Origin of the sequence: Flavobacterium sp. JAS, from assembly GCF_020991455.1 — a bacterium.
GTDB lineage: Bacteria > Bacteroidota > Bacteroidia > Flavobacteriales > Flavobacteriaceae > Flavobacterium.
Genome location: NZ_JAJMOX010000001.1, coordinates 333182 through 346656, shown reverse-complemented (window position 1 = coordinate 346656; position 13475 = coordinate 333182). Strand labels below are relative to the sequence as shown.

Annotated in this window: 7 protein-coding genes; 1 reads left to right on the top strand and 6 read right to left on the bottom strand. The window is 33.9% G+C overall.

The window, feature by feature from the left end; all coding sequences use genetic code 11:
* Positions 1-36: 36 nt before the first annotated feature.
* The 6 genes from LPB88_RS01405 to LPB88_RS01380 all read right to left on the bottom strand — a co-directional run bounded on the left by LPB88_RS01405 (position 37) and on the right by LPB88_RS01380 (position 10229).
* A complete protein-coding gene (locus tag LPB88_RS01405; RefSeq protein ID WP_230712025.1) occupies positions 37-1509 on the bottom strand; it encodes a glycoside hydrolase family 30 beta sandwich domain-containing protein in 1473 nt (490 codons plus the stop codon).
* 27 nt (positions 1510-1536) lie between these two features.
* Positions 1537-2994, bottom strand: coding sequence for a glycoside hydrolase family 30 beta sandwich domain-containing protein (locus LPB88_RS01400; protein WP_230712024.1), 1458 nt, complete (start codon positions 2992-2994; stop codon positions 1537-1539).
* A gap of 88 nt (positions 2995-3082) precedes the next feature.
* Positions 3083-4537, bottom strand: coding sequence for a glycoside hydrolase family 30 beta sandwich domain-containing protein (locus LPB88_RS01395; protein WP_230712023.1), 1455 nt, complete (start codon positions 4535-4537; stop codon positions 3083-3085).
* Positions 4538-4690: 153 nt separating this feature from the next.
* Positions 4691-5566 carry a hypothetical protein gene (locus tag LPB88_RS01390; protein WP_230712022.1) on the bottom strand — a complete coding sequence of 292 codons (876 nt, stop codon included), beginning with the start codon at positions 5564-5566 and terminating at the stop codon, positions 4691-4693.
* A 26-nt stretch (positions 5567-5592) separates the two neighbouring features.
* Entirely contained in the window at positions 5593-7104 is a 1512-nt protein-coding gene (locus tag LPB88_RS01385) for a RagB/SusD family nutrient uptake outer membrane protein (protein ID WP_230712021.1), read from the bottom strand.
* A 14-nt stretch (positions 7105-7118) separates the two neighbouring features.
* Positions 7119-10229, bottom strand: a complete 3111-nt coding sequence (locus tag LPB88_RS01380) for a TonB-dependent receptor (protein ID WP_230712020.1) — start codon at positions 10227-10229, stop codon at positions 7119-7121.
* 345 nt (positions 10230-10574) lie between these two features.
* Between LPB88_RS01380 and LPB88_RS01375 the strand changes: the two genes are divergently transcribed.
* Positions 10575-13445 (top strand): triple tyrosine motif-containing protein, encoded by a 2871-nt coding sequence (locus LPB88_RS01375; protein WP_230712019.1) that lies wholly within the window; start codon positions 10575-10577, stop codon positions 13443-13445.
* Positions 13446-13475 lie beyond the last annotated feature (30 nt).

The following is a 13475-nucleotide window of genomic DNA, read 5'->3' as shown; positions in this document are numbered from 1 at the left end:
AAAAACTCAATTAATTTTTGATTGTAAATTGCTCGATTATTTCCAGGTATAAGTTCCTACAGCTCCTGCATTTAAAGAAGTTGTAACCCATTTACCGTCGAATTTGATGTTAAACGTTTCTGTTCCTGATCCGTCATTTTCAACAATTAAAACTTTTAATCCTGTTGGAGTAATAAAAGCTACATTTTGAAGATTCCCACCCGAGTTACTATCAATTCTGATAGAACCTGCCGGAACAAATTTTGAAGCATGGGCAATAATATAATATCCTACATTGCGTTGAAAATTTTCACTTGAAGTAACTGTCAAAGCACCTTTACATTCTGTGCAACCACCATTTGTATGAGGTCCGAAATTAGCGTTGTTAGCTAAATTCCACTCTAATGCATTTTTACTCCAGTTACGCATTGAACCAATAACAATATTTCTAAGATGCCATTTTAAATCTCCGTCAAAACTACCTGTAGAAGAAGTCCATTGTTCTGTAAAATAAATATTTTTGGAAGGATAAGCGCTGTAAACATTTGTAAGTGCACTAATATCTCCGGCATATAAGTGAAAAGCCGAACCGTCTATAAAAGGATATGCGGCTGCATCTGCCAAAATTGTTTTTGGATAATTTGGCATATCACAATTGTGATCGTAAGTAATGATTTTTGTTGTAAGATTTGCAGCTTTGAATGCAGGCCCTAAATTATTCTTAATGAAGTTTGTCTGTTCTAAAGCAGACATTTCCATACTTGGCGTGTTATAAGGGTTTAAAGGTTCGTTTTGAGGTGTAATTGCATCAATCGTAATCCCTTCGGCTTTCATTTGCTGAATGTATTTTACAAAATATTTTGCATAAACATCATAATATTTAGTATCTAATCTCCCTCCTTTAAAACTGTTTTCGGTTTTCATCCAAAGTGGTGCAGACCACGGAGTCGCAACAATTAAAATCTTTGGATTGATTGCTAAAATTTCTTTCAAAAGCGCAATTACTCCGGTTTTGTCTTTATCTAAACTAAATTTGGCAAGATCCAAATCCGTTTCTCCTGTTGCCAGATCATTATAAGTAAAAGTATCTGCATGCAAATCTGATGCTCCAATACTGATTCTAAGATAACTTATTCCGATTGAAGTTTCAGCTGAGCCGAACAATTCCTGCAAAAGAGCTGCTTTTTTTGTTGTGGTTAATTGATTGATAACGTCTGCACTTCCGCCTGTTAAAGTATAACCAAAACCGTCTACAGTCTGGTATTTTTGAGCAGCATTTACTTCAATATTTTGGTAAGCATTTACGGTTGTTCCAAAACCTAAAACACCGGTTTGTTTTGCCAATAATGCTGTTTGATCTCCTTTGGTCAACCAAAAATCAACATCATTTTTTACGACAACTGGTGGTATCACTGGTGGCGTTACCGGAGGATTTTCGACTGCATCATTTGATGAAGAACATTTTACCTGAGCAAATATTACTAAAGCAAAAAACAATGCCTTTACTGCGTTTTTAAAATTTGGTTTCATTTTTATAGTTTTTTAGTTAGGCGAAGGCTAGTTTATAATAGTTTGCAAAGCATGCGCCGGAATAGTGATCGTGGTTTTTGTATCTTGATTTATTAAAGTATAAACAACTTCTTTGTCTGACTGGTTCATAACAATGGTAATTATTTTGTTATCCAAGTTTTTAAAAGAGGTGCTTATTAATGTTTTATCGCTAATAGTTTCAATTATTCTTTTAGCATTAGGTCGAATAAATTTTGAGAAATGACCAATATAATAATACATTGGTGTGTAAATTAATTCGTCTTTTGTGGTATCTGCGTGAATTGGCGCAAAACAGAAATTACCAACATGATTAGGTCCACCGTTTTGGTCCAGAAGAATATTCCAATCTGTCCAACCCACAGTTCCGTTATTGAAATCGTTAATCATATTGATTCCGTATCGTTCTGCATTTCCCCAAAACTGAAATCTTGAGACATCAAATTTTTCGATACAGCCTTCTGTGAAAAGTAAATTTTTGTTTGGAAATTGTTTGTGAACTTCACCTACCGATTCAAATTTAGGAGTTCCTCCATTCCAGGTTTCGTACCAGTGAAATCCAATTCCCCAGGCGTATTTTGAAACTTCAGGATCAGAGAAAACGAGTTTGGCTCTTTTCTCTAACTGATCTCCGCGATTGTGATCCCAAATGATAACGTTTTTAGAAGCTAATCCTTCTTTTTCTAAAATTGGTCCAAGAAAGTTTTTCAGAAAATCTCTTTCGGCTTCAGGCGTATAAATGCAAGATTCCCATCTTTGCTTTGCCATTGGCTCGTTTTGTATGGTTAATCCCCAAACCGGAATACCTTCTTTTTCGTAGGCTTGAATAAATTTAACATAGTAATTTGCCCATGATTGCGCAAATTCCGGCAATAAAACGCCGCCGTGCAAAATATCATTATTGTCTTTCATGAAAGCTGGGGGACTCCAAGGACTGGCAAATAAAGTTAATTTCCCGCCGGCAGTTTCAATTGCTTTTTTTATTAATGGAATTCTATATTTTCTATCGTGATCAATGTTGAAGGTTTTTAAATCTTTGTCTCCTTCAGCAACATAAGTGTAACTATCACTGCTAAAATCGCAGCTATGTATGTTGGTTCTGGCTAGTGTATAACCAATTCCTTTGTTTTTGTCGTAGTAGGCAGTCAGAAATTCCTGTTGTTTTTTAGGAGATAATTTGGCAAAAACTTCTGCACTTGCATCTGTTATGGCACCACCAATTCCTAAGAAAGTCTGGTCTGTTTTTTCAGGATCTAAAATGATAGAAACCGTTGAATTTGTTGATTTCGAAATTAAATTATTCGATAGTGATAATCTTAAATTTGTATTTTCGGCTGTGGTATAAACTTCAATTTTTTTGTTTGATTTGGATGCAGAAACTGAAGATTTATCTACAACCTTTGATGAAGAACAACTTAATTGTAGAACTAGTATTGGTGCTATTAGAATTCTATTTATGATTTTCATTGTACTTTCAAAAAACGATTAAAATTAAAATTAAATTGAGGGTCAAATTGGTTGATTCAATTCAACCCTCTTATCTAATTACAAAACATTAATAAACAAGTGTTTGTATGGCATGCGCAGGAATTTTAACTACTGTTTTTTCAGCAGCAATAATCAAATTATAGGTAATCTCTTTATCCGATTGATTCATGACAATTGTTGCCATTGTTCCATCTGTATTCAAAAATGAAGTACTTAATAAAGCGCTTCTGCTTACTGCAGAACTAACTCTTACTGCATTTAAATGGATGAATTTTGAAAAATGTCCGATATAATAATACGATGGTGTATAAATTAACTCACCTGTAGTTGTATCAGCATGAATTGGCGCAAAGCAAAAGTTACCTACGTGGTTTGGCCCTCCATTTTGATCTAAAAGAATGTTCCAATCTGTCCAACCTGCAGTTCCATTATTAAAATCATTAATCATAGAAATACCATATCTTTCTCCGTTACCCCAAAACTGATATTTTGCAGCATCAAATTTTTCGACACAACCTTCTGTAAACAAAAGTTTTTTGTCTGGATATGCTTCATTTACTTTGGCTACATTATCAAACATTGATGCTCCGCCTGACCAGTTTTCATACCAGTGAAAACCCATTCCCCAAACATATTTTGAAGCTTCAGGATCAGAGTAAATTACGTTTGCTCTGTAATTCATCAGGTCACGATTGTGATCCCATGCAATGATTTTTACATCGCCCAACTTTTCTTTTTTAAGAGTTGGTCCCAGAAAGTTTTTAATAAAATCTCTTTCCGCTTCGGCGGTATAAACACAAGATTCCCAAGTTTGAATCGCCATTGGTTCATTTTGAGTTGAAGTTCCCCAAATTGGAATTCCTTCTTTCTCGTATGCTTTTATAAACTTAACATAAAAATTTGCCCAGCTTTGATAATACTCCGGTAATAATGTTCCTCCTTTTAAGACGTTTTTATTACTTTTCATGAAAGCATTTGGCGACCACGGAGCAGCATAAGTTGTCAATTTTCCTCCTGCTGTTTTTATGGCTTGCTTTATTAACGGAATACGATATTGCTTATCATGATCGATAGAAAAAGTCTTTAAATCTTTGTCTCCCTCTTCGATATAAGAATAGCTTCCACTGCTAAAATCAGAACTTTGTATCGTTGTTCTTAGCAAAGAATAGCCTATACCTTTTTGTTTATCGTAGTAAGCATTTAAAAATTCAGTTTGTTTTTCTTTCGAAAGTTTAGCAAAAATCTCAGCACTCGCATCAGTAATAGCACCTCCAATTCCCATAAAAGTCTGAAACTTTTTTGATGGTTCTACAAAAACAGATGACTCTGTTTCAAGAGGTTGTTTTGACGCTGAAAAGGTTAAATTATCTGTAGATGTTAATCTTAAATTTGAATTCTCAGCTGTAGTATAAACTGTTATTTTTTTTCCATTGGTAGTAAATTCTTTTTTTGTCTTTGGCTGTTGAGCAAAGGCTGCCAGCGAAAACAGAAAGCATAGAATTTTAGAACTATTTTTTTTCATTCTTTCCTTATTATTTTAAATTCTAATTGAAGTTTTTTTAAAGAAACTCTTTATCTATAAAAACACATTCTGATAGTTTAAGGATTTAAAAATAGCCCATACTCATAGTGATTATGGGCTATTTACAACCAAACTTAAACTTAACTTAACTTTTTATTTTCCTCTGAACTCAACTTTGCTAACTGTGATTCCGTCTTTAGTAAACGTATTACCACCGCTTCTGATAAGAAGATAAATTTTACCGCTTTGAGCAAATTTCACTACATTAGAAACTGTACCTGTTACATCATTTTTCACACAACCAACTTTTGACAATTGTCCTGAGAAACTACTTTTGGCACAACCGTCCCAAGTGCTTAATCCCATAACTCTATTGTCTTTGTACTCTACTCCAGGTGTAGGAACCGATGTACCTGCATAAACTTCAAACCAAGTTTCATCAGATCCGCTAGGGCAAGAAACTGCCATATCAATTGTATATTCTTTATCTTTTACAACATCAATTGTTTGATAAATTCCTTCTTGAGCCCATCCTCCCGGAGAATGTATTGTTGCGCTTTTATTTGCATAAGACCAAAAGGCAGCACCCGTTGGGCTAAGACCTGCCGACGTCCATTTTGCCTGATCGGCTGCTGTTGCAAAAGTCCCGCCTTGTACAAGGTTTCCTTTTGCAGGATCAGTAGTTGCAACTACAACTTCATGAGAAGCTGTTCCTGTAGCTCCACCCGCTCCAACTGCTGTGTGCGTAATTGTGTACGTACCGGCATCTGGTAATGAAATTATTTCATTCATCTTTCCTGGAGACGCACCAGACCCTGTATCCCATCTTGATGAAATTACACCGTTAGGTTGTGCTACTAAAAGGTAGGTATTCATTGCTCCCGCAACTGGCGTTATTGTGAACGAAGCGTCAACATTTGAAGCAATTAAGTCATTGCCATTAACTGAGTCATCACAACTATTTAGTGTTCCTAATGCTAAAAATAGCATTAGGGATACACTTCTTTTTAAATTTATATTTAGATTCATTTGTCTTTGTTTTTGATTAGTTAGTTCTACTGATAATTAGGATTTTGTTTCAACTTAGTTCCATTAAGTTCAGTGTAAGGTATTGGGAAAATTTCATCTGTACCGGCATCAAAACCTCTATCAGATAATGCTGCAGCAGCATCTCCCCATCTTACTAAATCAAAAAATCTATGACCCTCACCAGCTAATTCCATTCTTCTCTCATTTTTGATAGCTGCTAATGTTACTGGAACAGGATCTAAACCAACTCTGTGTCTAACTGCATCAAGTAAAGCCTGTGCTCTTGGTCCTGATCCTAAAGCTTCGGCCTCCATTAAATAAGTATCAGCAAGTCTGATAACATAATAATTTTGTTTGTAGTTCAACTCAGCATTACCTCCACCAGTACGAACATCTGATTGTCTTGGAAGAAATTTATTCAAGAAATAACCTGTATCCTGATATGCCGGAATGTAGTCTGCTTTTCCAGCTGCTTTTAAAGCTTTTAGATCAAAAATAGTAGCTCCAAATCTTGGGTCATCTTTCATTGCATCATACAACTTTTGAGTTGGAATATTGAAAGCCCATCCTGAAGGAAGATCCGGTGCAGTAGAACCTGTTGGTCTGGAATATCCTCTAGGTCCAACCATTTGGTTTAGAGAGTTTCCTTCGTCTCTACCAGATCCCCAAAATGTCCAGTCAGAGTTACCTGCACTACTATGAGGCACTTCAACTAATGACTCTGCATTAAACTTATTTGTAGTTACCCATAAATCGCTAAAATTATCTAACAATTTATTCCCGTATTGATTTGTTTGTCCAGGAGTACCATTCACTTGTGCTAAAACAGCAGCAGCTTCAGGGTTTTTACCTTCAAACAAGTATACTTTTCCTAATATTGCTTGCGCTGCACCTTTATTAAACCTTGCGTTCTCAGTTTCCGGATTAATAGTAGTAGGTAATGCAGAAATCGCTTCTAATAAATCCTTTTCAATTTGTGCATAAATCACCTCTGGTTTAACTTGCTCCGGATCGTAAATAGTCTGAGTAGTTAAAGGTACCAGCACCAAAGGAATATTCTTAAACAAACGCACTAAATTAAAATAGTAAAGTGCACGTAATGTTTTAGCTTCTGCAGCAAATCTGGTTCTTACGGCATCACTCATAGAAGCTGCCGGAAGTTTTTCTAATAAGATATTTGCTCTCGAAACACCTTGATAATGATCATTCCAGAAACTTCCCGGAATAATGATTGATGTAAGAGAGTGAGTAGAGAAATTCTGAATTCCATTTCCATCTGTAGGACCTCCTCCGCCAGCATAAAAATCATCTGATCCAGCATTTAGCATTCCCACCATATTTTCAAAACCACCAACGTTTTTTCTCATTGGATCGTAAACTCCAACTAAAGCTGCATAACATTGTTGTTCGTTAGAGAAATAGGTACTTGTATCAAATTTCCCTTTCGGGTCAATGGTTACAAAATCTTCAGAACAAGATCCTAAAGCTGCCATTGCAACAGCAATATATATGTATTTATTAAATTTTATAGTTTTCATAATTCTTTAATTTTTTAAAATTGAACGTTTGCTCCTAACAGAATAGATCTGGCTTGTGGATAAACTCCTTTATCTACACCATAAACTTGACCTCCAATTTCAGGATCATATCCAGTATATTTCGTAAAAGTGATAAGGTTTTCTCCTGTTAAGTAAAAACGAATTTTATCTGAACCAATTTTAGACGATAAAGTAGTTGGAAGCGTGTACCCAACCTGAACAATCTTTAAACGTAAGTAATTACCATTTTCAAGATAAAAATCAGACATATTGGTAAAGTTTTTATTTGGATCATTGTTCGATAATCTAGGATAATCGTTTGAAGTTCCTTCTCCTACCCAACGTCCCAACGCTTCTGTTTGATAGTTTGCATTCAAGATATCAAGTCTTCTTAGACCCTGGAAAATTTTACTTCCTGCAGATCCTTGAGTAAATGCCATAAAATCAAAGTTTTTATAGTCTAAATTCACAGTTAGACCAAAAGTATATTTAGGGATGTTTGTTCCTAAAAACTGTTTATCATCATCAGAAATTGCACCATCGCCATTTGTATCTGTCCAACGGAAATCTCCTGGTTTAGCATTTGGCTGAATCAAACCACCTGCGGCATTTTTGTATGCAGCAACTTCTGCTTCATTTTGAAAAATACCTGCTGTTTTATAACCATAAAACTCGTTGAATGAGTGACCAACTTGTGTTCTTGTTACTGGTCCCATAGACTGGAACGATGCATCTCCAACAATATAGTTTGTAGACGAACCTACATAAGTAATCTCATTTTTCAAGTAAGCAACATTTGCATTAACTCCTAAATTGAAATCTCCAAGTCTTTTCTTGTATCCTAATTCAACCTCAAAACCACTGTTGTTCATATCTGCAATATTTGCAGAAGGAGCATTAACTACCCCTACATATCCGGGAATAACAACGTCTCTTAGGATTCCTTTAGTTCTCTTTTTGTAATAATCTAAAACAAGATTAAAATCATTGAAAATTTTTGCATCAAGACCTACTGTAGTTTGTGATGTTTCTTCCCATCCTAAATCTGCGTTAGGCAAAGTAGAGTTTCCGTAACCAGTTGTAATTCCACCAGTGCTTCCAACAGAATAATTATACCCTCCAACAACTAAAGCTCTGTATTTAAAATCGTCGATATTATCGTTACCAACAACTCCGTATCCTCCACGTAGTTTTAAAGTGTTAACTACATTGTTTTCTTTCCAGAATCCTTCTTTCGAAAGTACCCATCCTAAAGAGAATGAAGGGAAAACTCCCCATTTTTTGTTTTCTCCAAAACGAGTTGATCCATCACGACGAACGATTCCTGTGAAAAGATATTTCTCCATATAATCATAATTAGCACGTAAGAACAATGAAGCTAATTTGTGTTCTGTAAAATCCTCTGAAACGTTTACTCTGTCAGTTTGAGGGATATCAAAATTAAAAGAAGCATCTTTATAACTTGTGATTGGTAGACCAAACATAGTTACTCCAATTTTACCACCAATGTTTTCAACATAAGCACCTTGACCTGCCAGAATATTTATGCTATGATCACCAAATTTATTAGCGTAAGTCAAAATATTTTCAAGAGTCCATGCAAATGATTTATTATTATTCTGGCTATAGCTATTTTTATCCGCTTTCATGTTTGGATTTAAGAAGAAAACCGGAGTAAAACCTTGGTCTCCCCAATAAGCTAATTTACCACCAAGTGTAGTTCTGAATTTTAAATGACTAGTGATGTTAGCCTCTAAATAAGCATTTCCAACAAAATCATCTGACCAGCTAAATCCACCTAATCTTGTTTGAGTATAAGCTAATGGATTTGTCATTTCTTGTTGTACTAAAGAAGAAATTCCGTAAGGATTTCCGTTTGGATCTCTAACAACATTTGGATTTGTATAAAAACCAGTGCTGGCAACTGCCGGATCTGTAACCACTAATGGTGTAATAGGATCTAAGTTAATTGCTGAACTTAAAGGTCCACCAAACTCACTGTTTGTATTTCCAATTCCTTTAGTTTTTTGGTGCGTGTAACCAAAAGTTTGTCCAAATGTGAAGTAATCCGAAATTTTATGTGTTGAATTTAAACGGAAATTTTTCTTTGTATAGTTCGAAATTTCTGTTGCAACGATACCTTCCTGATCTTGTATTCCAAAAGAAGCATAAAAGGTTGATTTTTCACCACCACCACTAATACTTAATTCATGAGTATATCTAAAAGCTGAATTATTAAAAATTGCATCTTGCCAATCTGTACCTTTACCTAATGCAGATGGGTTAGCATATTTAGCAGTACCGCCGTCTGCAAAAGATTTCTCGTTCATTATTGCTCCATACTGTGTAGCATTTAACAAATCTAATTTTTTAGCTGGACCAGAAATACCTGCAAAACCAGTATAGTTTACAGAAATTTTTCCTGATTTTCCTTTTTTAGTCGTAACCAAGATAACTCCGGTTGCAGCACGAGTACCATAAATAGCAGCAGAAGCAGCATCTTTAAGAACCTCGATAGATTCAATATCACTTTGATTAATAAAACCAATCGCATTTGCATCTACAGCAATACCATCTACAACCCATAAAGGATCATTTCCTCCTTCTCTAAAAGTAGTTATACCTCTAATACGAACCTTTGATTTTTCACCAGGTTGTCCAGAAACGGCAGCTACAGATACACCTGCTACTCTTCCTTGCAAGGCTTGTTCTACTCTTCCATTTGGAACTTTTTCAAGATCTGCTGCTTTTACACTAGAGATCGCTCCGGTAACAACTGATTTCTTTTGAGTACCATATCCTACAACCACAACCTCATTCAATGATTGTGATTCTGGTTTTAATTGAATAGCAATTTTTGTTCTCCCATTTACGGCTTCAGTAGCTGAAGCATATCCAATAAAAGTAACTGTTAAAACACCATTTGAAGGTGACTGAATTTGGAATTTTCCATCAAAATCTGATGCCGTTGACTTAGGTGTCCCTTTTAATACAATAGTTGCACCTGGAACTGGCATTCCACTTTCATCAGTTATTACTCCGTTTACCGTGACATCTTGAGCCACAGCGATAACCGAGAATAACAAAGACGAAACACAAAAAATAAGTAATTTTGTTAATTTCATTTTTCTAAAAATTTTGGTTAATTAATTAGTAATTTGATGCAATAATAATGTTATTTTTTTACTATCAACAATTAAAATTCCATACAAAAACACATCAAACTAAAATTCTTTACATTACAAAAACACATCATTTTTTTTATAATTATCTAATTTACAATAATTTAAAAAATAAATATTAAATGTTATCAAAATGTTAATTGCAAAAATAAACACTACACTTGTCTAAGATTGCTTATTTTTATTAAACAATTAGCTTCCTACAACGAAATAGCAGCCACAAAACAGCATTAAACAGTTAAAAAACAAATACTTAACAATAAAAAATCAAAATAAATAGAAGAATCTATGAAATTGATAAAATCATATTTTTACATTACTTTCTTTACATTATTCACAATCTCCTTTTTTGGACAGGTAAAAAACATTGGACTTCCTGATGTAAGAAATTACAAGCGAAACGAATATAAAGGTGGTACTCAAAACTGGAATATTGGTCAGGATAAAAACGGAAACCTGTATTTTGCTAACAATAATGGCCTTTTACAATTTGATGGCTCCTCATGGAGAAGATATCCATTGCCAAATCTAACTTCTGTCAGATGTTTAAAGATTGATAATTCAGGGAAGATTTTCGTAGGCGGGTATAATGAGTTTGGTTATTTTCAACCTGATAATAAAGGAAGGCTTAAATACACATCATTAGCTAAACAAGTAGATAAAAATAAAATCAAAATCATAGATTTTATCTGGAAAATACACTCTTTTAATAATCAAACTATTTTTCAATCTTTTGCAAGGATATACATCTATAAGAATGGAAAATTATCCATTTTAGAAGCTCCTAAACGCTTTCAGTTCTCATTTTTAGTCAGCAATAAACTTTATTTACAAGATGTAGAAAAAGGGATACTAGAATATAAAAACGGAAAACTATACGCATTAGCCAATACAACCAGCCTAAACAATACAGAGATTTGGGGAATGTACTCTATAGCAAAAGACAAAACCTTAATTATTACTCTTGAAAAAGGTTTGTTTATTTACGAAAACAACAAAGTAACTCCCTGGAATACTGAAGCCAATAATTTTGTCAAAAAAAATAACTCATTAGGAGGCGTAACAATAAATAACAGTTTTATTGTCTTAAACACGGTCTTAGACGGTATTATAATATGCGATTATAACGGAAAAATAATCCAGCACATCAACAGGAAAAAAGGGTTACAAAATAATACTGTTCTAACCTCTTTTATAGACAATAAAAACAACCTTTGGCTAGGTCTTGATAATGGTATCGCCTTTATAAACGAGAGTTCTCCATTTACTTATTTTGGTTTTAGCTATGATATTAGTACTGTATATGCATCTGTAATTCATGATGGTAATTTGTATGTTGCAACAAATCAAGGTGTTTTTTATCACGCCTGGAACAATAGTTTTAAGGAAGATGTTTTTAAACTTGTTGAAGGTACTACGGCACAATCATGGAATGTTCAGGTAGTTGAAAATGAACTTATTTGTGCCAATAATAGAGGTGCGCTTGTTATAAAAGGCGGAAGAGTAACTCATATAATAGATCCAAAAGGTTATTTTGGTTTTAAGAAAATCCCAAATCATCCCGGCTTTTTTATCGGCTCTAATTATGACGGATTTGCTATATTTCAACAAACAGCAAATGGCTTAGTTTATAAAAATCAAATTTCAGGATTCGACAAATCATCAAACAGCTTCGAGCTTGATGAATCTTATTTATGGCTCAAAAAAGACGAGTCTATTTACAGAATGTCGCTTAGTAATGATTTAACAAGATTTTCGACAATCAAAAAAATTGACCATTTAACTCCTAAATTTAAAAATATTGGAAGCCTTCAAAAAATAGATAACAATATTTACTTCCAGACTAATAATCATTTTTATAAATATTCAAAGGAGCAGGATTTATTCTACGAGGATAAAAACCTAACTAATCTATTCAAAAACATACCCATTATTAACGCTTTAAGCGAAGATTCACAATCTAATTTGTGGTATGCTTTTAATGAATCATTAGGAGTTTTAATGAAACAAAATAACAAGTATAAAAATATTGTCGCACCGTTTTCGAACCTAACGGGTAACTTAGTAAGCAATTATTTATCTGTTAATACAATTGATTCAAAAAACATATTTATTGGATTAACGGACGGACTGGCACATTATGACTCGCAGTTTCTGAATAACTTCGTAACAAAACCAAAAGCATTTATTCGTAGTTTTTCATTTCCCGGCGACACAATTATTTTAGGCAACAATCAAAATAAAACCGAAAATATTCGTATCCCATATTCATCAAATCATGTTCGATTTACATTTTCATCTCCTACGTTTGAGAATTTAGAAAATGTTGAATTCTCCTATCAACTAGAACCTTTTGATGATAAATGGAGCAATTGGTCTACCATATCCCTTAAAGAATACACCAATCTTCGCGAAGGAGAATATACAATGAATGTAAAAGTTCGAAACAGTTATGGAGTTCAATCTTTACCATCGAAATTTTCATTTACGATTTCTCCCCCATGGTACAGACATTTCTTGGCTTTCATGCTTTATTTTATATTAATAGTTGTGGGAATCTATTTAATTTCTACCCGAATAAAAATGAAAATCAGAAAGAATAAATACTATGAAACTATAGAGCAAAGAAGGCTGTATCTGGAAAAAGAATCAAAAATCAGGCAAGAACAATATGATCTTGAAAAAGAAATTGAAAAATTAAAAAATGATAAACTTCAGATAAAAATCTTAGCAAAAGACAAAGAGTTAGTAAACAATTCTTTGCAGGTTGTGAAGAAAAACAAAATCTTAAACGGAATCATCCATAAACTAAAAGAGATTGATGTCGAAGCACTTGACGATTCAACAAAATTTCAGGTTAGTAAACTAAACAAAAGCATCGTAAAAGAAGTAAACACAGATAAAAGCTGGAAAGATCTCGAAAAACACATCAAAAACGTGCATTTTGAATTCTTAAAGCGACTAAAAGAAAAATATCCTACGATTTCGCCACGAGAGCTTGATTTATCAACTTATCTACTAATGAATATGTCAACCAAAGAAATAGCAGAAATCATGAATATTTCGACTGGAGGAGTTGAATTAGCCAGATATAGATTAAGAAAAAAACTTGGTTTAAATAAAAAAGAAAACTTAATTGGTTTTTTAATGAGCATCTAAAAAGTAAAAAGCCATCCGCATCGGATGGCT

Bases quoted from the DNA above. Each gene is read 5' to 3' on its own strand.
- LPB88_RS01385 (WP_230712021.1), bottom strand. From the start codon at position 7,104: ATGAAAACTATAAAATTTAATAAATACATATATATTGCTGTTGCAATG.
- LPB88_RS01400 (WP_230712024.1), bottom strand. From the start codon at position 2,994: ATGAAAATCATAAATAGAATTCTAATAGCACCAATACTAGTTCTACAA.
- LPB88_RS01395 (WP_230712023.1), bottom strand. From the start codon at position 4,537: ATGAAAAAAAATAGTTCTAAAATTCTATGCTTTCTGTTTTCGCTGGCA.
- LPB88_RS01390 (WP_230712022.1), bottom strand. From the start codon at position 5,566: ATGAATCTAAATATAAATTTAAAAAGAAGTGTATCCCTAATGCTATTT.
- LPB88_RS01405 (WP_230712025.1), bottom strand. From the start codon at position 1,509: ATGAAACCAAATTTTAAAAACGCAGTAAAGGCATTGTTTTTTGCTTTA.
- LPB88_RS01380 (WP_230712020.1), bottom strand. From the start codon at position 10,229: ATGAAATTAACAAAATTACTTATTTTTTGTGTTTCGTCTTTGTTATTC.
- LPB88_RS01375 (WP_230712019.1), top strand. From the start codon at position 10,575: ATGAAATTGATAAAATCATATTTTTACATTACTTTCTTTACATTATTC.